Here is a 20,956-nt window from a genome sequence, read left to right as displayed (position 1 = left end):
CAAGCGCTCAATGGATTTGAAGAATTTATTAAATATGGATCACACCTATGTTGATTAGCCCTCCATTTCTTCCTGCTCCGACTGCTGGAGAGAGTGACGAAGCGTATTTGAATCGAGCGATGCTTTGCGGTGAGCCGGGTGATGGCTTTTTCCCGATTAGCTTTGATTTGAACTGGCATGGTGGTACTCACCTGAAGGCCCCTAAAGAGGCCGGGCGTGCACTTCCGGTACGCGCGATTGCGGATGGAACGCTGGCCTACTTCCGCGAGCCAGCACCCGTGGACACGAGTGAAGATGCTCCTCTGAATTACAGCGGTTGGACGGACAATGGCTGCATTGTTCTTCGGCACGAAACCGAGATTGGTGAGGGTGCAAATTCGAAAGTGGTCTTCTTCTCCATCTATATGCATCTTTCAAAAATAACGATAAAAGCTCCGAAGAAAGGAATGCAGATATATCGCAAGGAGGCGATGGGTGAGGCTGGGCAAATCTACGGCGCTGGAAATAAAATTCACTTTGAAATTATCGCGGATGATAGCCAAGTCAAAAACCTTATAGGCCGCGCTGAGCGGGAGCTGTCCTATCAAACCAAGCCTGGAAGGAAAGATAGCTGCTGGGGCGACATGTATTTTTATTTGCCTCCAGAGGTCATAGGGTATGCAGATCGACCTAACTCGTGGGTTGATACGAATAATACATCGAGTTGTGTGCGTCGTCCGGCGGAAGATCTGTTTGTGCGCATGAGTTATAGCCAAGGGCAATGCGTGCTGAGAACTTACACGCTCGATGGTGAGTGTATCGGCGAGCAAAAAGAAGAAAAAGATTTTGAGTACGATCTCTATCAAAAAGCAACGGCTCGTTTTGCTGGTTGCCCAAGTGCAGGCTATGAACTACTTCGTTTTGGTCGTGTTCTTGGGCCTGATCAACTAGTGCCGGCGAACGCGGCTCATTGGCGTAAGGTTGCATTTCCTGATGGGACGGGTTGGTTTAATTTAAATAGCAGTACTGTTACTTGTTTTAGTGATGCCGATTTTCCTCAATGGCAAGGGTGGAAACTAATCGACGATGACGCTGATGAAGACAGTCATTGCCAGTCGCCGTATTTACGCACGTTATTGAAGCTGGATGAGGATCCATTGTTTCCTCCGTCCAAAGGCATTGCCGAAGCATCAAAGTCTCCTGATTTCAAACACGCGCCTGCTAAACCTGAGGAGGAGCATGTTTTAAGCAAGAGCTACCGTATAAAGAAGCATAATCAAGAGATTATTGAAAAGGATAGTTCCAAGCAAAAGCTTAAGAGATGCATATTCAAGTTTCCAAGCGAATGGGGCAAGAGTGATTTCGAAACTCGTTACGGGTGGTTGCTCCAAGAGTCGGAATTGGGTCCGCCGATGCCGAAAGGTGATTACGAGAAACTTAAGGCTCACCAAGAGTCCATGGCTTTCTGGGAAGAAGCGGGCTTGACTGGGATCGGATCAAAGCATTGGCATTTTCCGCCTAAGGAATTTGTGGAAGCTTTCGGTAAGTGCCTGTGGTTAAGTGAAAATGAGTTGGTGCAATGTATCCCTCGCTCTTTCATTGAAGAGGATCATAAAACTAAAGTCTTGGCTCGATCAACTATTGCTTATGCGAATGCTTTTGAAAGGGCGTCACTTATCAAGGTTTCACTAAATAGAGTTATGCGGAAGTATTTAATTGTTACTGCTCAGCGTGTAAGTCAGTTTGTAGCGAACGGGTTAGCAGAGTCCGGTTACTTTTCCAAATTTGCAGAGGGTGGGGCGGGGAAAGGAAAACCGTATGGTGATTGGTATGGAAGGGGAATTATTCAGATCACTCATCGAGACAATTACGTCAAGTATTTCAAACATCGAGGTCGGCAGATAAACAACGAGGCTCAGAATATCGTTTGGAGAGATAAAGTTGAGGTGGAGTCGTATGATCGGGCCGAAAGCGCCGGTTTTTGGTGGGCGGATAATGGTGCTAATAGAACAAGTGATCCAGTTACGGATAATAAGAAATTGCAATTGGAAGTTTGCAATGATTATGACTGGAAAGCAAAGAAGTGTAATGGTGCGCTCAGCTCTGAAAGCCGCTTTAGCAATCCCACGTTAGACAGGGTTGGGCTTCATATAAATGCCGGAAGTCCTACATCAACAAAAAAGATGAACGGACTTCCCGCAAGGCGAGACGTTTTTAGTAATGTTCAGGCTGTTGTTATGAGCCTATTGTATGAGAATGCAAATGCTGGAGAAGAACTATTGCCAATGCCATTATTTGTACAGAGGCAGAAAAAATGACTAGGTTGGCTTTTTTGTATCTGTTAAGTTCGCTTTCTTTCGTACATGCTAGTGAGAGTCTAGTTGTCCAAAGCAAAGGCTGTGTAATGGACGTGAATAATTCTTCTGACGTATCATTTTTTAAGACAGATGATGATATTTCCTTTGTTAAGTACAAATATAAAGATGGTAGAACACAAAATATACAAATGAGCTGCGCAGCTATGAGTTTTGCAGACGCGGTAGCTAGCGGTTTTGTGCAGGAAGCTGACGGATTAAAAATTGGTACAGGAATGCACCCGCTATCTAAGGCCAGTCGTGTTTCTGGGGCCAATTGGTCTGGTTGGGAAGGAATATATTATTCCAACGCATACTGTTTTACTGCGGTGCTTGAGGCTGGTAGCGATCATGTGTTCATGATAGATACATGTGGCGACGAAGAAGATATTAAAGTGCTGAGAAAGCGTATGCTGTTGTTGCTCAAAGGCTCAAAAACTTATCATGTTGACTATGATGATAAATAAATTGTATTAGGAGTATCAAAGGGGACGGGAAATAACAGGAGCAAAAGAGAGCAAGGACCGAGAAAAGGGAACTGCGGGAAAAGGGGACAGATTTGAATGGCACTTACTTAGCTGCTAACCACTTGAGCTGAAAGCAAAAAATGAAGAAGGGCTGGTCTTGGTCTACGGTGATAGTTGCGAACACACCCCGACGAACCAAGGACACAGCCCCAAATGAATCGTAGACGTGAAATTCTCCAGCATCAACAGCAACGTTTTCATCGACACGCTTCGGACTGTGATGCCTATGCGTTTTTCAATCTCCTCACGTCTCCCGAGCTCTTACAGCGCGTCGAGTCTGCACTGCCGGAATATCGGGAGCGTCTGTTTCCGCCGACTGAAACGCTGTCCATGTTTCTGGCTCAAGCAATGAGTGCCGACCGTTCCTGCCAGAACGCCGTCAACGACTTGTCGATTAAACGGTCATGTGGCGGCATGAAGCCCAGTAGCACTCGCACGGGCGCCTACTGCAAAGCCAGAAAACGCCTACCTGTGGAAATGGTTTCTACGCTGGTCAGGCACACCGGTGCTTCGATAAGTGATAACGCACCCTCGTCGTGGCGCTGGATGGGACGGCCTGTACGGTTGGTGGACGGCACGACGGTCAGCATGCCCGACACTGCGGCCAATCAGGGTGCCTATCCGCAGTCACGCGGCCAGAAAGTCGGTCTTGGTTTTCCCCTGTGTCGCGTGGTTGGCATCGTTTGCCTTTCCAGCGGCGCCGTCTTGGATGCCGCCCTTGGGCGCTTCCGAGGCAAAGGCGGCGATGAGCAAACGCTGCTCAGATCAATGCTCGACACGCTGAAAACAGGCGACATTTTATTGGGCGACGCTTACTACGCTACCTACTTCTTGCTGTGTGAGTTGCAACGAAGAGGTGTCGATGGCGTGTTCGAACAATACGGTGCTCGACGGCGCAGCACGGACTTTCGCCTAGGGCAAAGTCTGGGTTCGGAAGATCACCTGATCGAATTGAAAAAGCCTGCAAGAAGACCGCCGTGGATGAGTCAAACGCATTACGAACAGGCGCCTGAAAGACTGACAGTGCGAGAGCTGAAGGCGGGTGGAAAGACTTTGGTCACCACGTTGCATTGCCCGAAGCAGACACCCAAAACAGCTCTCAAATCGCTGTACAAGGGTCGATGGCATGTCGAGTTGGATCTGCGCAATCTCAAAGCTACGCTAGGACTTGGAAAGTTAAGCTGCAAAACCCCAGGCATGGCAGTCAAGGAGTTATGGGTCTATCTGTTGGCACACAATCTGATCCGAATGCTCATGGCGCAATCGGCTCTGTTAGCGGATTGCTTGCCTCGCGAACTGAGCTTCAAACACAGCCTTCAGCTATGGCTGGCTTTGCGACAATATGGCAGCCCCGAAGACGAGGATGGCCTGTCGAATTTATTGATGTTGATTGCTCAGAGGCGCGTCGGGAATCGGCCTGGTCGTATCGAGCCGCGAGCCATAAAACGAAGACCTCAAGCCTACCCCTTACTGACCAAACCGCGTCGGTCAGCAAGGGCAGATGTCAGGAAAAATGGGCACGCAAAACATGTTAAGTAAGTGCCATTCGGGACAGATTTATTTGTGAGGTATGGCCATAAATAAATCTGTCCCCATTTTCTCCCGCTAGAAACTATACTGGATCGACAGCCGTGCAGATGGATCAATCCGGAAACAAAGCAATATGAGTTCAAATAATTTGGTTGTAATTAAGGTAGGTGCTGTAGGTATTTGCCTTACATTAGCTATTCTGGTTTCCGGTACCGCTAGTGCGAAAGCATTAAGCGCATGCGGTGTTTCAATCCCGGAAGTGCCAGGGTTTAGTCTGGAGATTAGGGCTGAGAATAATATTTGTTATGGTGAGTTTGCGTCGAAGATAAAATTGAATCCGGATATTTTGATAGAAGAAAACGTTTTTATTATCGAGCCTGTTCCATTTGAAACGCGACTTAAAGATACGGCACGATTTGACGGAAAGGGCAATTACATTTACAGCTACGCCGTAGATGATGTGATACGACAGACCGACGAAGAAGGGAAAGTTAGCCTTGAACAATTGACTGCGTCCGGAACTGCATCGCTTCGAGTAGTAATGTCGCCTTTTATTCTATGGAGTTCGGAAGAGGACATTAGCGCAGCTAGCGAAAAATTTTCGATTGCCAGTTCTGGATTGAGATTTGACTGCTTTTACGGTTTGGCGGGTGTAGGTAAATCAACTGTGACGCTTTCCGTTTGTGTTCCTCGATCAACTGATATTGCTGATCCTAAGCTTTCTGATATTAAAGCAGCTTTTCAGGCTATAAAGCTGGATGTGGCGAATGATTAGGTATTTGTTTCGCTAGCTCGTCTGAACGAAAACTGAACAGATTTATTTGTGCGCTTGATTTGCAAATAAAGTCTTCAATGCAACTCGGTGAGGTAATTAAGTGCGGTTTAAAAATTTTGTGATGCCATTGCTTGTGTTGTTATGGAATGCTCCAGTTTATGCCGAAGTAACGACTTTCAACCCAGTTAAAAGAGTCGAAGCAACTCTTGTGTTGGACGGTTCAACTTTAACGATCGGCGTTAAAGGTGATACCCATGCCGAATCCAGGACAATCGATTTTGAGGCGATTAAAGAACTACATATTCAGATAGATGATTTTAATTTCGATGGTATGAAGGATTTTGCTGTTTGGCAGATCGATGATGGGATGGGCACCTATACCATTCACCGGATTTTTGTGTATCAGCCGGAAGCTGTTTTTTTCAAGGAAATACTTCCTGATTGTGGTGATGGCTTTGTCAATCTCCGTATAGAGAGCAGGCAGAAAGCTCTTGTCAGCACTTACTGGGAAATGAATGAGGCTAAATCGTGCATGACCACATTTCCTCAACGTTAATGTAGAAAAGGGGACGCCAAGTCCCCTTTTTCGATTCGCGGTTTTTCTACACCTTCGCCCGATGCTCTGTCGGATTCGGCGAATCAATGTGATCCAGCGCTCGTTCCACCAACAGATGTACGCCGTCCGCCATTCTGCTGAGTGCCAAGGCAACTGAACGTCGTGAACCTTCCACACCGTCGGCCAAGTCGGCGGCGATGGCGCTGATGGACAGCAGGTCTTCTGAGGCGTTGGCCAGGAGGGTTTCGGTGTGGAGGTCGGGCGCGACGATGAAGAGGTAGCCTTTGCGACGTTTTTGTTTTTCGTCGGGAGGTGGCGCGAAGTGATGGTCGAGGGCGCGTTCGGCGGCTTCGTGAAGCTTTTTGGAATCGAAGGATTCGTAGGGGGATGTGGCTGAGTCTTCTGGCGGATTAGGTGTTGGCTTGATCATAGATGTATCTCCTGGAATTAAGAGACTGACACCGTTTCGCTTTGCACTTCGAAAGAGGTGGCAGCTGTGCGTTGGTGTGCAAGACCGATCCAGGAACCGGCAGACCCGAAGGCCTCCGACGCACAGCCGCCATAACGACCCGCGAGCATAGGAAAACGCTCGACGAATAGCCATAAGCAATTGTGCACCTGGATTCGGACTTGCACGTCCGAGTCACCGTTTTTGCGTTGACGAACAGAGGTTATAGGTGAACTCAAATCACGCCTAGTTCACGAACACCCCCGCGTATTGAAGGAAATGTCCGAGGGTGTCGAAGTCAGTGTCAGCGGATGAGCAGGCATTTTTAAACACGACACCTGAGCAGGTTAAACATAGGTTTTTGAGTGATTGACATGGATTGTTTTTTGAAGAGAAGCGGCTACCCGACGGCGCTGATGGTCGGTGTTGTGCTGAGCGTGCTCCTAGGTGGCGCGGATGCGTTGGCTGAGGATCAACCTTGCCCATTCGACGTGCCTCAAACAGAACTGAAGGTCGCAAGCTGCGTTCAGGAAGGGGGCGTGAACATACTGAAGCTTATGCCGCGTCACCAACCCGAGTACGCCAACAAATTCGACAATCTCCCCACCGTCATTGTGACCGGGGAAAACCTGCAGGACATTTTGGCGGTCGTCGGAATCGACGATGCACATCGTTACAACAAGTTGATCGAACTGCCTGACGCTGAAGGCATCATGGAATTTTCGGACGCTGCGGCGACAGCTAAAGCGTCGATGAAGCAACAAGGCTGGAAGCTGTTGGACATGAAAAACGTCATTTACCCTGGCCCGGGAGGTGTCGAAGGATTCGGATTAATCTGCAGCACGCTTCAAGCAGAAACAACGAAGGGTTTCATCGTTGTTTCTCAGTGCAACACCTTTTATGAAAGTGAGATCTCAAGTCTTAAAAAGATCCTTTCCTCGATCATCTGCGAACCCCCAAAAAGTGAAGCCTTTCCAGCGCTCCAGGCAGACTCAGGGTCGATCGTTTTCAACTTCGCCAAACTGCCCGAAGACGAATCCCAAGCCTCCGACGACGTCGCCATCGACATGGATTTCGTCAATTGTGCTGACGGTTCAAAAAAGAACATCGCCGGGCTGCCGTTTTTGGCGGCCACGGGGGAAGTCAAAGCGGCTTTCTTTACTGCGGCTAAACCCGGGGTGGAGCCTGAGTTAATCGTCATTCATGCCGTCGGGATCAGAGCCGATACGGGCGTTAATTATTTGGGCGATTACTACACCGTTCACGCGTATGCCCGTACGGCGACGGGTTATGTCAGAGATGAGCAGCTGTCGAACTACTTCGGTAATGGCGGCGATATTGCGCGCGATCCCGAGTCGGAGGAGTTGATCTACACGTTCCCGTATAAAACCGCCGAGGACATTGTCGCCAAGCTCAATTCCACCGCCTATAAACACTGGGCTGCGGGGGACGAGGTGAAGCTCACGATCAACAAAAAGACCCCGATTTACAGTTCACCTGTTTTAGCCGACGTGACGAAGATGTATTTGATCAAGGGCGATTCGGTGTTGCAGGAAGGGGTCGAGGCCGGGTGGCTGAACATCATGTTCAAGACCCCCAAGGGGAAACAGATTCGCGGCTGGGTCCAATGCGGCGATGCCGATGGCTGTTAGTCGATTTTGCGTTCGAAAGGTCAGGGGCGAGACGGGCTCCGTGATTAATCACTAAATCCCGCGTTTTCCTTTAGACTTGCCACCCTCAAGGAAGCGCTCAGGACACGGAATGTCAGTCCCCTCTCATACCCTTCGCTCTGCGCTGGTGGTTTGGCTGTACGCCGCCGCCCTGGTGCATCTGCTCGTCAGCTTCGTGCTGACCTGGGCCGGCCATTCGGGATTGCTCGACGGCTACCTACACACCATCGAACAAGCCTTCTGGGCAACCGACGCCGTACCCACTGCCGCCCGTGCCCAGCAAGTCTGGTGGCTCGCCTTATTCGGCGCCACGCTGCAAAGCTACTCTCTCTACATGCTCGCCCTCGTGCGCATCGGCCATCGACTGAGAAGTCCCATGGCCTAGGGGTGGTTAATCGCCGGCATCGTGCTGTGGGCGCCGCAAGACATGTGGATCTCGGCCCAGGCCCGCGTCTGGTCACACCTGTGGTTCGACAGCTTCGCACTGCTCACCCTGCTGCCGCCGCTGTTCTGGCTCTACCGCCATGACCGCCGCACCGCCCTTTCAAACAACACACCGAGTGACGCCGACCATGCCTGATTTTTCTCTCCTGGATTGGGCGGTCGCGCTGCTGATTGCCCAAGCCATTCTCGGGGCGCTGGATACCCTCTATCACCACGAACTCACCGTCGCATTGCCTTATCGGCACAGCGCTCGCCTGGAGTTGTCGATCCACGCGCTGCGTTCGTGTTTCTACGGGATTCTGTTTCTGGGCATGGCGCATCTGGCGTTTCAGGGCGCGTGGGCGATTGTGATTGCGTTGCTGTTTGCGCTGGAGATCGGCCTGACGCTGTGGGATTTCGTGGTCGAGGATCGCAGCCGCAAACTGCCGGCCATCGAGCGCATCATGCACACCGTTTTGGCGGTGAACGGCGGGGCGTTTTTCGCGTTGTACGGCACGCAACTGGCGCAGTGGGCGAGCCTGCCGACGGGCCTGAGCGCGATTGATTTCGGCTGGCGCGGCTGGTTGCTGACGCTGTTCGCTGTCGGCGTGACGGCCTCGGGGATTCGCGACGGGTTGGCGGCGTTGCGCATGCAGCGCGAAGGCAAACCGTCGAACCCGTTCGCGGGCGGCGCCTATAAGCGTGTGCTGGTGACCGGTGGCACCGGGTTTATCGGTGAAGTGCTGGTCAATCAATTGCTCGACGCCGGCCACACCGTCAGCGTGCTGGCTCGCGATCCATTGAAAGCGGCGTACCTGTTTGACGGTCGCGCGCGTTGCCTGCGTTCGTTGAGCAAACTGGGCTACAACGAAACCTTCGACGTGGTGATCAATCTGGCGGGTGCGCCGGTGGCCGGTCCGCGTTGGAGTGCCAAGCGCCAAGCGCAACTGATCGCCAGTCGGGTAAACACCACCGAAGCATTGATGAGCTGGCTGAAGAACGCCCGGCATAAACCGGCGCTGTGGATTCAGGCCTCGGCCATCGGTTTTTACGGCGTGCGCGATGCCAGCGAAAGCCTTGATGAACGCGCCAGCAAGGGCGACGGTTTCATGGCCGAGTTGTGCGCCAAGTGGGAAGCCGCCGCGCAGCCGGCCACTGAGTTGGGTGTGCGTCAGGTGGTGCTGCGTTTGGGTGTGGTGTTCGGCCCGGGCGGCGCGTTGTTGCCGTTGCTGATTCCGTTTCGCCTGGGGTTCGGCGGGCGCATGGGGGATGGCCAACAGATCATGAGTTGGGTGCACCGCGACGATGTGATTCAAGTGATCGCCCGTGCATTCACCGACGACAACCTGAGCGGCACCTACAACCTGGTGGCGCCGGACGCGGTCAGTCAGGCGGTGTTCGCCGAGCGTGTCGGCAAAGCCTTGAAGCGCCCGGTGTGGTTCCACATCCCGGCCACGCCGGTACGCGCACTGGCGGGCGAAATGGCGCAGTTGTTCTTCGACGGTCAACGCGTGGTGCCCGGCCGTCTGACCGAGGCGGGTTATACGTTCCGTTACCCGACCCTCGACGCTGCCCTGCGCGATCTGGCCTGAGGGTTCCCCATGAGCAAGCCCCTGATGTACCTGCTGGCCGGCAACGGTGGCGCCGCCGATTGGTGGGATGACGCGTTGCCGCATTTTCAGCGCTATCAGGTGGTGCCGCTGGAACTGCCAGGCTTCGGCAACAATCCTCAAGCCCCGTGCGAAGACCTCACCGCTTACGCTCAGGCGTTGTTGACGGCGACTGTCAAAGGCAGCGCGATCATGGCGGTCGGGGTCAATGCGTTGCTGGTGTTGCATGCGCTGCAACGTCAGCCCGGCCATTTCTGCCGCAGTGTTTTGTTGGCGCCGGTGGGGGCCTTTCTGTGGCAACGGCGGCTGCCGGCGTTGATGTCGCCGCTGCCCATTCGCAAGACCATTCACTGGCTGCTGTCGAACAAGCCCGTGCTGTTTGCGCACAAGTTTTCCAACCAGACCTGGACGCCCGCGCAGTACCAGCGCATGGGCGCCGGGTATGCCCGTTGCCGCGCGTTTGTGCCGCACTGGGACCTGGTGCGGGCGGACACCGCGTTGCCATTGTTGGAGTGGATCACCGACCGGGTCGAGTTGGTCTGGGGCGATCAGGACAACGTGCTGGGCATCGAGCAGGCTGCCGCCTGGTCGGCGATTCTGGCCCGTGCTGATCTGACTATCAGCCTGAAAACCGGTTGGGGGCATTACCCGTGGATCGATTCTCCGGCTGAGTTCGCCGGGTGGCTGGAATCGGGTGAGCGCGGATTCGTCGCCCACACCAAGGGTGGGCGCTTGCGTCTGGCCGAGTTGGCTGGGCAAGCAGTGCCCCCAGCGCTGTCACTCAACGACAGCAACGATCCACGCTTGCCGGCGTTCCTCGCCAGCCAACCGGGCGCCGCGTGGGCGGTACGTTCCTCCAGTTATGGCGAAGATCAGGCCGATGCGGCGAATGCCGGTTTGAGCACTACGTTCCTGCGTGAACCGACCCACAATGTGCCGGCGCGTATTGTCGAGTTGAGTGCATCCGGTGTCGAGGAAGTAGTGGTGCAGCGCTTCATCACACCGCAGCTGTCCGGCATCGCTTTTGTGCGTCACCTGTCGGTGGAACTGGAATGGGTGGAAGGGCATCTCGAGTCGCTGGCTGATGGTCAGGTGAGTCCCGAGCGCGCGATCATTTCCCGCCTTGGCGCCTCCTGGAGCAGCGACACGTTCAAGCCTTCACACGGTTTGACCGCTGACCAGCTGTGGCGCTTTCTACAAAGCGTTTTGCGGGTCTTTCACTACGTGCCCGGCGACGTCGAATGGGCCTGGGACGGTACTCAACTGTGGCTGTTGCAATACCGGCCGATCAGCGACTACGGCTGGCGTCGTCACCTGACGGCCGCCAACATCGCCGAAATCCTGCCGCCACAACCGAGCCGCTTGGTGGAGTACGCCCAGCGGCGTGCGGCGGCCAGTATTCCGGCGATCATGGCGCGTTGGGATTCACGGGTGCTGCAGGACAACGAGCCGTTCACTGCAGTGTTTGGCGGCGCTTCGTACATCAACAATGATCTGTTTCTCGCCCGACTGGCCGACTGGGGCATTTCCGCCAGCAGCTACGCGGGTGAGGTCGGCGGCGCGACTCCGCATCTGCCTTGGCGACCGCTGCGTCTAATCCGTTCGCTGCCACTGTTCCTGCGCATGCAACGCATTGCGCGCGGGCATTTGCTGACGTTGGAAAAGCGTTTACGCCGCTTCGATGAAGAACTGTCCGAGCTGATCGCCCAAGGTGCCGACGGCCAGCTACTGGCCGACTGGTTCACCCGGTTCTATGTGTTCGTGGTGCAGGGCAACTTGTGTATCGCTACCTCACTGGCCAGCAGCGGCGGCGACCTGCTGGGCCGGCCTCCGACCGCCTATGACGATCTTGAACACAGCCCGCATCGTCTGCCCTGGGAAACCGATCCGGCCACGCCACGCCCGGCACTGACCGACCTGCCGTTGCAAGCCTGTCCGCAATGGTCCGGGTTCATCCGTGTGGCCCATTCGACCGGCCTGCCGGGCCTGCGCGGTTACTACTTGCAAGTGCGCGAATGGTATCGCGACAACCTGATGCGGGTGTTCTTCCGCCTGCACCACGCCATGCCGATGGCCGACCGAGCGCATTGGTTTGCACCGCATCCAGACATTCGCAATCGCGACGGCAGCTTCTGGCAGGACGGCCGCGAAGGCACTGAGCAAGCGACGGGTTTCATGATTTATCCGGGGCAGGTGCAAGGCATTCTGGGTGACGACATCTTGCTCGAAGACACACTCGACCCAGGCCGCCACGCGCATTACCAAAGCGCCCGAGCGGTGATCGCGCGAATGGGCGGGCGCTTGTCCCATGGTTCGACCCTGCTGCGCGAGTTGCGTAAACCTTCGGCGGTGCTGCCGCAAGTCGATGTGGCATGGCTGGGGTGTGAGGTGCTGTATCGCGATGGTGAATTGACGTTGGTGAAGTAGTTTTTGATGAAAAGGAATTCTTGTGTGGCGGGTTTGAAGCTTGGTTGTCTGGCGTTGTCGGCGCTAGTGATGTCGTCGGCTGCGTTCGCGGTAGAGCCGGGTGCTGCGCAGTGCCCAAGCACCCAGTTTGCGGAGTTCATCACCGCGTTCACGATGAATGCGGACACTCAGCCAGCCTTTGTCGCTTCGCCGGTGATGGAGTCGTCGGTTGTCTCCACCGGGTCGAAACCCCGGGTGGTGCAACGGCAGGTGCCGACACTGGCGCCGCGATCATTGGCCGAACTGTCTGCGGACTACATCGCCAAATCCGGGCTGAGCCTGGAGGTTCAGTTGCCCAACTATGTATTCGTCCGCGACCGCAAAGGCGAAGTGCTGAAGGTCTTCACGTTCAAGTTCGGCGACTGCTGGAAACTGGAGCGGGTCGAAGACTGGTCACTGGAAAAGGTGCTGTCCGCGCAACAAGGGGAGCTGCGCGCTGCGCCGGGTGCTCGCGCCCTCAAGAGAGGCGCACTGTATGACGCGCTGACGAACGAGTCGGGTTATCCGGCCGATGTGCAATTGTATGTTTCGTCCCTGGACAGTTACCTGGACGGTGCCGCCCAGGGTAACGACCAGGCTGCCTATGCCGCCGCGTCAGTCAGCCTCTCGGGACAGGCGCCGCGCCTGGACAACAGCAAAATCCTCGAGCTTTTGAGCCAGGGTTCCCGAACGCTCGCGCAGGCCAGTCATGCGCTTGCCGGGTTTTATTGCGACGAAGGCGAGTATGGCGACCCTCGCCCTTGCGCCGACCCTGCAAAATCCCTGGCAGCGCTGAAAAGGTCTGCCGCGCAAGGTGCGCCCTATGCGCTCAGCAACCTTGGCAGTGCCTTTCAACGTGGCACGCTGGGCATTCAGGATTCGCAACGAGCACTGGCCTGTTACCTGGCGGCGGCCAACATGGGGCTGGAAGATTCGCGCACCACCGCAGAGCAATTGAGCGCTCAAGGCATACAGGTTGACCCGGCCAAGCCATGCCTGATGCCGGAACCTGCCGAGCACGCCCAGGCGTTGGCCTGCCCCTCGAAGGATTTCGAAGCGTTTTTCGCCGACTACCGGGAAAGCCCAGCCATTCAACAGGCATTCACCCGTGTCCCGATGAAGAAGCTGATTACGGTGGATGCCGAGCCTGAACCAAAGCAGGTCAGCACGTTGCTGGATCGCAGTGAACTGGTATTCCCGCTGATCCCCGAGGCGAAGACGCGCGAGACGCAAGGGCTGACGCTACAGATCACGGACAAGAGCGACACGTCGGCGACGGTGAAACTGCAAAAGCCGGATACGGGTTATCAAGTCCTGTACCGGTTCAGTTTTGATGGGTGTTGGGGACTGGATGAAGTGCAGGATTTCTCGATTTGAATGGCGGGTTATTTCAAGGGATTTGAAGTGAAAAGATTGCTGCTGTTGGTGATTGGCGTGCTGCCGTTGACGGCTCACTGCGAGGTTGTGTCGGAGAATCTGTGTTTTGAAATGGGTGACGGGAGCCCGGTGAAATTCGAGCTTCGGACCTTACGGTTTCTTAATACAAACACAGCGGTTTCTTTGGAGAAGGGATGCCAATGGGAATAGCGCATTTATTCAGGAGATACAGTGTGAAAGGACTTTCGATTTTGATGGGCTGCCTCCTGGCGGCGTTGGCCAACCTGTCTATCGCCGCCGCCGATCCATCCTTCACAGACTTCAACGTCACCGAAGTGTTTACCGGTCCAAACCACGCCCTGGCGCCGCAGGAAAACAGCAACCAATGGATGGATGAAGCGCGAACGCAAGCCCTCGCCGGCAAGGTCAGTTTTGCCGGGCACTACGTTCTGCATAAGGTGGGTTGTGGCGGCAGCGCGTTGTGTGTCGAGGTGCTGGACGCGCAGACGGGAAAGGTCGTGACGGGATTGCCGAATGCCTACGACGGTGACTTTCTGGACCTGTCTTACCAGCCCGATAGCAACTTGATCATCGTCTCTGGCATCACGCTAGATACCGAAAAAGACATGAAGGGCAAACGGCTGAAGAGCCGCGACCGGGTTCGCTATTTCGAGTTTGTGGATAACGAGTTTCGGCTGTTGAAAATCAAGGACGAATAAACGATGAGGGTTCATCTCACAACTCTGCGATCTCTGCATCAGGGCCAACAATGGACCGTTCTTTCTGAATTTTTAGGATACGTATGAACAAGTATTGGCTGCTGATCATCGGGCTGCTTCCGATTTCAATCGCTTCGGCTGAGGAGGATTGCAAGGCAATTATCACGAGTATGCAGGTTGACCAGTGCGCGAAGATCGCCCGAAAGGCTGCCGATGTGAAGCTCAATGCCAGCTACAAAAATTTGATGGAGCGGTTTGAGACTCAGCAAAAGGGTGCTCCCGAGCAGGGCAAGGTATTCATGGCCATGGCCAGAGACTCCCAGCGTGCCTGGATCAAGTTGCGAGACACTACTTGCCCGCTCGAAGCCACGGATATCGAGCCCGGTGTGGCGGCACATATCACGACGATTAATTCCTGCATTGCCAGAATGAGCCAGGAGCGTTCGGCCTATCTAGACGGGATCGTGACTGATGGTTCGGGTGATGAGATCAACCTCAACAAGGTATCCAGCGCCGGCATCGGTCGCTTCGGTGATGTCGTTGCTCGTTATGTGACGACCTTCGGCAGCCCATGTCTCAATGTCCAGATTCTGGCGCCTGACGGTGGCTGGAGAGTGCTGTCGTCTGCCCGGTTTTGTAGTTTTGACGGCAAGTCTTTTTGGGATGGTTATGCCGATGCCGGGTTTGAGGCGCATGCGTTTGCTGCCGACGGGTTGCATCTGACACTTAGCCTTACGGAGCTTCGTGGGAATGGTGAGGAGCGTCGTGCGTGTGTGATTCCTATCCGGGGTACGCAGATCAAAGAGCTGAAATGCGACTCGCCCGAACCCACGTGAAGACGCACGGGTGTCGAGTGTTTCTAAAATGTTATCGGTGGATGGTGTGACGCGCAGCGTCACGGGATGCATTCCCACGCGGAGCATGGGAACGATCAGGATAGTGTGACTTGGTAGTCATTGGCGTCAAAAAGACCGGCATCTTCTTCTAACGCAACCAGACAGTGGCGTTCTTGCATGAAGCCGCTACACTGCGCCGGCCGTTCATTTTCCTTTTGAGGCTGTGCGCATGAAATTTCGTTTTCTTCTGTGGATGCTGGGTTTGTTGATGGGTAAGGCCAGTCGGACTAATCCTGCGTTTCAGCAGCAGTTGGGTGACAAGGAGCTTGTATTCCAATTACAGACCCTGGACGGGAAAGTGGCGCGGCATTTCTTTGTGAAGGATCAGCGCATCACCAGCAAGTCCGGCGTGTATGCCGAGCCGGCGTTTGCGATTGCCTTTAAAGATGCGGCCTATGGCTTTGCCACGATGCAGGCGAAGAACAAGCAGTTGGCGTTTATGACCGGGATTCAGGACAAGTCGATTCAGATCAAGGGCAACCCGGCGCTGGTGATCTGGTTTCAGGGGTTGACCAAGTATTTGAAGCCGAGAAAAAAGTAGCTGTCGATCGCTGAAGTTCGGCTCGAAAAGTCAATTGTTTGGCTTTAAAAGCATATAGAACTGTCAGTTCTGACAGGTGAAAGTGCGTTCACTTAACTGCTTCACTGTTGCGAGTTTCCTCTTCGGAATTACTTCTCAGCGATGGAGCAAGTTCATGAACAAGAACAAGATGGGTACTCCCGACAACGGCTTTGGCAAAAATGGCGAGGTTTCAGTACCTTTTTCAGGTGTGCCAGGTCTTCCAGGCGCGACACTGGCACTACCCAACAAGCAATTACTCGTAGCTGTTAGTCGTTGGGGAATTCTCGAGCAGGCACGCATTGTAAGATTGAATGAAGATGGCACAGCTGACCTTACATTTGGACCCCATGGAGCCATTGAAATCCCTTTCGAATGGGGCGTCTGGTTTTATCCGAATGGACTGAGCAGGCTCACGAATGGAGGCTGGCTAATTACCGGAAGCTCCGTCGACGACAGGCACCTTGGTGTTCGCCTTACGATCGTTCGCCAGGATGAGAATGGCCAGATGGATTCGTCCTTCGGCGATGGCGGGAGGGTCATTATCGATGTAAAAAAACTCGTTGAAGTTCATTATGACCTCCAGGTCAAGCTGAATGGCCGGCCGCACGATGAAGAAACGGGAGGAAAAGCTCTTCCACGAGTTGGTCATATCGATGTTTCCGCCTTTGAGCAGGAAGGCAAAATCGTTGCTACCACGTCAGTCGCGTACGGAACCTATGAAGTCCAAGGGGTTGTGCTGCGCTTGAATGCTGATGGCACTCTGGACAATACCTTCAATGGCACAGGCTTTTTGCTTGTCGATTTGCCAAGTATTACCTACAAGCAAAATTGGGCCTATGGCTCTGCTATTCAGAAGACAGGGAAGATTCTAGTTTGTGGCATGTTTCGTCGAAGTGCGGGTGAGCCGTTTGAGGCATTTGTGATGCGCTATAACCAAAACGGATCCGTTGACACTTTGTATAACGAGGGACGCGGAATAGTCGTCATTTCCAGGGATAGACAGCGTCATGAGCTTACAAACATGACGCTCAGAACAGACGATGGTGTGGTCGCGACAGGCGTCGGCAATGGTGAAGGGTTGATTGTTGTTCTAACGCCCGAGGGCGTTTTCAATCAAGTATTTAACAGTGGACAGCCTTTGTATTCCCGCATTGACGCAACGGGTGCGGCTTGGCGCAGGTGTGATCTGCAAAGATCTCCGGACAAGCTAGTTGTTTCAGGGCAGGCGGATCGCGGCACCCTGGTCATTGCGCGCTTCTTGGCAGACGGTAAGCCAGATAATGACTTCGGTGACAATGGCTGGGTTGTCGTCGAGCCTGGTAAAGGAGCCAGCACCTATAGCGGCGGCGCACTTATGGACGATAACCGCATCGTTGTTTGCAGTGAAATAATGGTCGGGGGTGGCGAGGGAGAGTCTATCGGCGCAGTGATTCGCTACGTCGGATAGCGACTTGGTCTGCCTGGAAGTTTTGACGTATATCGAAAATCGTCCGGCACTTGATCAGGTGCCGGACGGTTTTTATGCTTTTAGACTTGGGTGAATTGCGAAGCCAGTTCGCGTAGCAGCACTTCAGCTTCGAGGACTTTGCTGACCACATCGTTAGCCTTGTCGCGCGTCAATCCCACACGCTCCAGCAGTGCGTCGGGGATGTCTTCATCCGGGCCGGAGCCGATGCCGCGGCTACGCAGCAAACGCACTGCCAGGCACACTAGATTCGGGTACTCGGCGTAGTCGCCGTCGTAGCTTGGATCGTGCTGGAAGCGCAGCGCGGTGGCCAGTTCTTCGGGCATGTCCCAGTAGCGCATCAGCCACGAGCCGATCTGTTCACGGCTGATGCCGAGCAAGTGTTGCTCGACGTAGCTGTGGCACAGGTGCGGGTTGACCTCCAGGTGGCGGCAGATCAGCGAGAAGTGCGGCGGGAAGACGTGTGCCAGCAGCAAGTAACCGAAGTTGTGCAGCAGGCCGGCGAGGTAGGTCAGGCCGGCTTCCGGGCGCTGGGCGCGCGGCATGGCGCGGGTCAGGCCTTCGATGACGGCGGCGGTGTAGATCGATTGCTGCCAATACGGCGTGGTGTGTTGCGGATGGTCTTTTGGCAGGCTCAGGGTTTTGCCCAGGGCCAGGCCCAGCGCCAGGTTGATCACCAGGTCGAAGCCCAGCACCCGCACGATGGCGTCTTCCACTGAACGAATCTTGCCCGGCGAGGCGTAGTACGGCGACGCCGCCCAGCTCACAACCTGTGCGGCCAGGGCCGGGTCGGTTTCGACGACGCCGGTGATGTCGTCGATGGTGGCGTTGGGATCGACGCGCAGTTTGATGATTTTCTGCGCGGTCTCGGCCAGCGGCGGAATCTCGATGGTCTCTTCCAGGCGTTGCTGGATGCGCCGTGCGGTGAACGCTTGAACGGCCTGGGTGATTTCCTCGCGGTCATCGTGGGGGCGGTCGAGGTTCGGGCGAATGCTGATCAGCGCTTCGCCGAAGTTGGCGGCGCTGGCCTTGGTCAGCATGGTCTTGAAGTCTTCGCTGGTGATCTCCAGCAACACGCCCGGCTCGCCCGAGTTGATCAGCAACTTCGGCTCGCGCAGCAGGCTTTCTTCATACAGGCACGGTGAACTGGTGAGCGCCGGCATGCCGGGCAGCAGGCTCAGGTTGTGTTTGCCGAGCATTTTTACCAGGCGCTCGGTGGACACGGCGGTGAGGCGGCGGCCGGTCAGTTCGGCGAGGCGATTGAGGTCCAGCAATTGGCTCTGCGGGAACAGCACCATGAGCGTGCCCACGGCGTCATCAAGCAGAACAGCCTGCACTTTGCGTGCGGCGTTCAGGCCGTGATGGTCGAGGACTTCTTCGTAGGCGATACCCAGTTTGCCCAGCATCAGCCGAATAACCGACGGAGCGTGCGGGGAGGCGGGTGCGAGGGCAACTTCGGTCATGGTCTGTATCCGTTTTAAAACAATGGCAGGAGTATAACCAGCTTGCTCAGAACGGTGGTTCAGAAACTGCGACGGTGCTCACACTTGGCCGTATTGCTGCCCATGACGTAGCCAGCGGTCGAGCAGCGGGCTGACGTGATCCGGCCAGCGTTCCAGCAGCGCCTGGGCGGCGTCGCGCACGGCGGGCAGTAGATCGGCGTCGCGCATCAGGTCGGCGACCTTGAATTGCAGCAGGCCGGTCTGACGCGTGCCGAGCATTTCGCCGGGGCCGCGCAGCTCGAGGTCTTTTTCGGCGATGACAAACCCATCGTTGGTTTCGCGCATGATGCCCAGGCGCTGACGACCGATCTGTGACAGCGGTGGATGGTAGAGCAGCACGCAATGGCTGGCGGCGCTGCCTCGACCGACTCGACCGCGTAACTGGTGCAGTTGCGCGAGGCCGAGGCGTTCTGGGTTTTCGATGATCATCAGGCTGGCGTTGGGTACGTCGACGCCGACTTCAATCACCGTGGTAGCGACCAGCAGTTGCAGGTTGCCGGCCTTGAATTCGGCCATGACGGCGGCTTTTTCGACGGGCTTCATGCGGCCGTGGATCAGCCCGACCTTCAGCTCGCCGAGGGCGGCGGTGAGGTCTTCGTAGGTGGTTTCGGCAGCTTGGCAAGTCAGCTCTTCCGACTCTTCGATCAGCGTGCACACCCAATAGGCCTGACGCCCTTCAGCACAGGCGCCGCGTACCCGCTCGATGACTTCGACGCGCCGGGTATCGGTGATCAGCACGGTGTTCACCGGGGTTCGACCGGGCGGTAGTTCGTCGAGGATCGAGGTGTCGAGGTCGGCGTAGGCGCTCATGGCCAGCGTCCGGGGAATCGGTGTGGCGGTCATGATCAGCTGATGCGGACACATCCGCCCGCCAACACCTTTCTGCCGCAACGCCAGCCGTTGCTGCACGCCGAAGCGGTGCTGTTCGTCGATGATCGCCAGCGCGAGGTTTTTGAACTGCACTTCGTCCTGGAACAGCGCGTGGGTGCCGACCACCATCGGTGTGCCGTTGGCAATCTGCTCCAGTGCTGCCGCGCGGTTCTTGCCTTTCAGCTTGCCGGCCAGCCACGCGACTTCAATGCCCAGCGGTTCGAGCCAGCGTTTGAAGGTGATGAAGTGCTGCTCGGCGAGGATTTCGGTGGGCGCCATCAGCGCCACTTGATATCCGGCCTCCAGCGCCTGCAGCGCGGCGAGGGCAGCGACCACGGTTTTACCCGCGCCGACGTCGCCTTGAATCAACCGCAACATGGGCTCGTGCTGACTGAGGTCGTAGGCGATTTCGTTGCCGACCCGTTGCTGGGCGCCGGTCGGAGTGAAGCCAAGGTTGGCCAGATACTGGGCCGGCAGCCGGGTGGCTTTCGGCATCGCCGGCGCGCGCAGGGAGCGCATGCTCTCGCGCAGACGCTGCTGGGACAGTTGATGCGTCAGCAGTTCCTCAAAGGCCAGACGGTGCTGCGCCCAGTGATGACCGAGGGCGAGTTCGTCGACGTCGGCATCGGCGGGCGGGTGGTGCAGGTAGCGGATCGCATCTGCTAGCGGCGCTAGTTGATAGTCCCGCGCCAGTTCGGTCGGCAGCCAGTCGGGCAGGCTGGTGGGACCGAGCATCGTCAGGGTTTGCATGCACAATTGGCGCAAGCGCTGTTGGGTCAGGCCTTCAGTGAGCGGGTAAACCGGGGTCAGGGTTTCATCCACCGGTGGCGGCTCGTCGCCGGTGATGGCGCGGTATTCCGGGTGGTAGATTTCCAGTCCCGACGCACCGGGACGCGCTTCGCCGTAGCAGCGAATCCGCGTGCCGCGTTTGAGGCCTTCTTTCTGGGCGTTGCTGAAATGGTAGAAGCGCAGGCTGAGCCCGCCGGTGCCGTCCTGCAGGCGCACGACCAGGCTGCGGCGGCGGCCCATGACCACATCGGCGCCGCTGACGGTGCCTTCGATCACGGCGTCTTGCCCGGGTCGCAAATGGCCGATCGGGACCACGCGAGTGCGGTCCTGATAGCGCAGCGGCAGGTGAAAAAGCACGTCCTGGAGATTCTCCAGGCCGACCTTGGCCAACTTCTCGGCCATGGCTTCGCCGACACCCTTCAGTGCCGTCACCGACACTTGCGACAACTCGGTCATGGC

Annotated in this window: 16 protein-coding genes and 1 pseudogene; 14 read left to right on the top strand and 3 right to left on the bottom strand. The window is 55.7% G+C overall.

All coding sequences use genetic code 11. From position 1 onward, the window contains the following. Window positions 1–47: 47 nt before the first annotated feature. From QFW87_RS29000 to QFW87_RS28980, 5 genes are all read left to right on the top strand, one after another. Window positions 48–2,297, top strand: coding sequence for a M23 family metallopeptidase (locus tag QFW87_RS29000; protein WP_283189445.1), 2,250 nt, complete (start codon window positions 48–50; stop codon window positions 2,295–2,297). 86 nt (window positions 2,298–2,383) lie between these two features. Further along, window positions 2,384–2,800 carry a hypothetical protein gene (locus tag QFW87_RS28995; protein WP_283189444.1) on the top strand — a complete coding sequence of 139 codons (417 nt, stop codon included), beginning with the start codon at window positions 2,384–2,386 and terminating at the stop codon, window positions 2,798–2,800. Between the two features lie 213 nt (window positions 2,801–3,013). Beyond that, window positions 3,014–4,399, top strand: a complete 1,386-nt coding sequence (locus tag QFW87_RS28990; RefSeq protein ID WP_283181230.1) for an IS4 family transposase — start codon at window positions 3,014–3,016, stop codon at window positions 4,397–4,399. Window positions 4,400–4,523: 124 nt separating this feature from the next. After that, window positions 4,524–5,165 carry a hypothetical protein gene (locus tag QFW87_RS28985; protein ID WP_283189443.1) on the top strand — a complete coding sequence of 214 codons (642 nt, stop codon included), beginning with the start codon at window positions 4,524–4,526 and terminating at the stop codon, window positions 5,163–5,165. A 100-nt stretch (window positions 5,166–5,265) separates the two neighbouring features. Next, window positions 5,266–5,721, top strand: coding sequence for a hypothetical protein (locus QFW87_RS28980; RefSeq protein WP_283189442.1), 456 nt, complete (start codon window positions 5,266–5,268; stop codon window positions 5,719–5,721). Window positions 5,722–5,767: 46 nt separating this feature from the next. Here QFW87_RS28980 and QFW87_RS28975 read toward each other — a convergent pair whose 3' ends face one another. Continuing rightward, window positions 5,768–6,151, bottom strand: coding sequence for a DUF6124 family protein (locus QFW87_RS28975; protein ID WP_283189441.1), 384 nt, complete (start codon window positions 6,149–6,151; stop codon window positions 5,768–5,770). Window positions 6,152–6,543: 392 nt separating this feature from the next. Here QFW87_RS28975 and QFW87_RS28970 point away from each other — a divergent pair, with 392 nt between their 5' ends. From QFW87_RS28970 to QFW87_RS28930, 9 genes and pseudogenes are all read left to right on the top strand, one after another. Further along, entirely contained in the window at window positions 6,544–7,821 is a 1,278-nt protein-coding gene (locus tag QFW87_RS28970; protein ID WP_283190963.1) for a hypothetical protein, read from the top strand. Window positions 7,822–7,930: 109 nt separating this feature from the next. Continuing rightward, window positions 7,931–8,419, top strand: a pseudogene (locus QFW87_RS28965) (cell division protein). Then, window positions 8,412–9,854, top strand: a complete 1,443-nt coding sequence (locus QFW87_RS28960) for a TIGR01777 family oxidoreductase (RefSeq protein ID WP_283189440.1) — start codon at window positions 8,412–8,414, stop codon at window positions 9,852–9,854. The pseudogene QFW87_RS28965 and the gene QFW87_RS28960 overlap by 8 nt, the downstream one beginning before the upstream one ends. A 9-nt stretch (window positions 9,855–9,863) precedes the next feature. Further along, window positions 9,864–12,299, top strand: coding sequence for an alpha/beta hydrolase (locus tag QFW87_RS28955; protein WP_283189439.1), 2,436 nt, complete (start codon window positions 9,864–9,866; stop codon window positions 12,297–12,299). Window positions 12,300–12,305: 6 nt separating this feature from the next. Continuing rightward, a complete protein-coding gene (locus QFW87_RS28950) occupies window positions 12,306–13,694 on the top strand; it encodes a sel1 repeat family protein (RefSeq protein WP_283189438.1) in 1,389 nt (462 codons plus the stop codon). Between the two features lie 233 nt (window positions 13,695–13,927). Then, window positions 13,928–14,413, top strand: coding sequence for a hypothetical protein (locus QFW87_RS28945; protein WP_283189437.1), 486 nt, complete (start codon window positions 13,928–13,930; stop codon window positions 14,411–14,413). Window positions 14,414–14,496: 83 nt separating this feature from the next. Continuing rightward, entirely contained in the window at window positions 14,497–15,249 is a 753-nt protein-coding gene (locus QFW87_RS28940) for a DUF1311 domain-containing protein (RefSeq protein ID WP_283189436.1), read from the top strand. A gap of 229 nt (window positions 15,250–15,478) precedes the next feature. Continuing rightward, window positions 15,479–15,850 carry a helicase gene (locus QFW87_RS28935; protein ID WP_283189435.1) on the top strand — a complete coding sequence of 124 codons (372 nt, stop codon included), beginning with the start codon at window positions 15,479–15,481 and terminating at the stop codon, window positions 15,848–15,850. A 154-nt stretch (window positions 15,851–16,004) separates the two neighbouring features. Further along, the gene (locus QFW87_RS28930) at window positions 16,005–17,318 is read left to right on the top strand and encodes a delta-60 repeat domain-containing protein (protein WP_283189434.1); all 1,314 of its coding nucleotides are present in this window, start codon (window positions 16,005–16,007) and stop codon (window positions 17,316–17,318) included. Window positions 17,319–17,398: 80 nt separating this feature from the next. Here QFW87_RS28930 and QFW87_RS28925 read toward each other — a convergent pair whose 3' ends face one another. Further along, window positions 17,399–18,799 (bottom strand): aminoacyl-tRNA deacylase and HDOD domain-containing protein, encoded by a 1,401-nt coding sequence (locus tag QFW87_RS28925; protein WP_283189433.1) that lies wholly within the window; start codon window positions 18,797–18,799, stop codon window positions 17,399–17,401. A 78-nt stretch (window positions 18,800–18,877) separates the two neighbouring features. Continuing rightward, window positions 18,878–20,953, bottom strand: a complete 2,076-nt coding sequence (gene recG, locus QFW87_RS28920; protein ID WP_283189432.1) for an ATP-dependent DNA helicase RecG — start codon at window positions 20,951–20,953, stop codon at window positions 18,878–18,880. Window positions 20,954–20,956 lie beyond the last annotated feature (3 nt).

This window comes from Pseudomonas sp. PMCC200344 (assembly GCF_030053095.1).
Classification (GTDB): domain Bacteria; phylum Pseudomonadota; class Gammaproteobacteria; order Pseudomonadales; family Pseudomonadaceae; genus Aquipseudomonas; species Aquipseudomonas svalbardensis.
This window is presented reverse-complemented; position numbering and strand designations above follow the sequence as displayed.

Bases quoted from the DNA above. Each gene is read 5' to 3' on its own strand.
- QFW87_RS28985 (WP_283189443.1), top strand. From the start codon at position 4,524: ATGAGTTCAAATAATTTGGTTGTAATTAAGGTAGGTGCTGTAGGTATT.
- QFW87_RS28935 (WP_283189435.1), top strand. From the start codon at position 15,479: ATGAAATTTCGTTTTCTTCTGTGGATGCTGGGTTTGTTGATGGGTAAG.
- QFW87_RS28960 (WP_283189440.1), top strand. From the start codon at position 8,412: ATGCCTGATTTTTCTCTCCTGGATTGGGCGGTCGCGCTGCTGATTGCC.
- QFW87_RS29000 (WP_283189445.1), top strand. From the start codon at position 48: ATGTTGATTAGCCCTCCATTTCTTCCTGCTCCGACTGCTGGAGAGAGT.
- QFW87_RS28925 (WP_283189433.1), bottom strand. From the start codon at position 18,799: ATGACCGAAGTTGCCCTCGCACCCGCCTCCCCGCACGCTCCGTCGGTT.
- QFW87_RS28970 (WP_283190963.1), top strand. From the start codon at position 6,544: ATGGATTGTTTTTTGAAGAGAAGCGGCTACCCGACGGCGCTGATGGTC.
- QFW87_RS28950 (WP_283189438.1), top strand. From the start codon at position 12,306: ATGAAAAGGAATTCTTGTGTGGCGGGTTTGAAGCTTGGTTGTCTGGCG.
- QFW87_RS28975 (WP_283189441.1), bottom strand. From the start codon at position 6,151: ATGATCAAGCCAACACCTAATCCGCCAGAAGACTCAGCCACATCCCCC.
- QFW87_RS28995 (WP_283189444.1), top strand. From the start codon at position 2,384: ATGGACGTGAATAATTCTTCTGACGTATCATTTTTTAAGACAGATGAT.
- QFW87_RS28955 (WP_283189439.1), top strand. From the start codon at position 9,864: ATGAGCAAGCCCCTGATGTACCTGCTGGCCGGCAACGGTGGCGCCGCC.
- QFW87_RS28930 (WP_283189434.1), top strand. From the start codon at position 16,005: ATGAACAAGAACAAGATGGGTACTCCCGACAACGGCTTTGGCAAAAAT.
- QFW87_RS28990 (WP_283181230.1), top strand. From the start codon at position 3,014: ATGAATCGTAGACGTGAAATTCTCCAGCATCAACAGCAACGTTTTCAT.
- recG (WP_283189432.1), bottom strand. From the start codon at position 20,953: ATGACCGAGTTGTCGCAAGTGTCGGTGACGGCACTGAAGGGTGTCGGC.
- QFW87_RS28940 (WP_283189436.1), top strand. From the start codon at position 14,497: ATGAACAAGTATTGGCTGCTGATCATCGGGCTGCTTCCGATTTCAATC.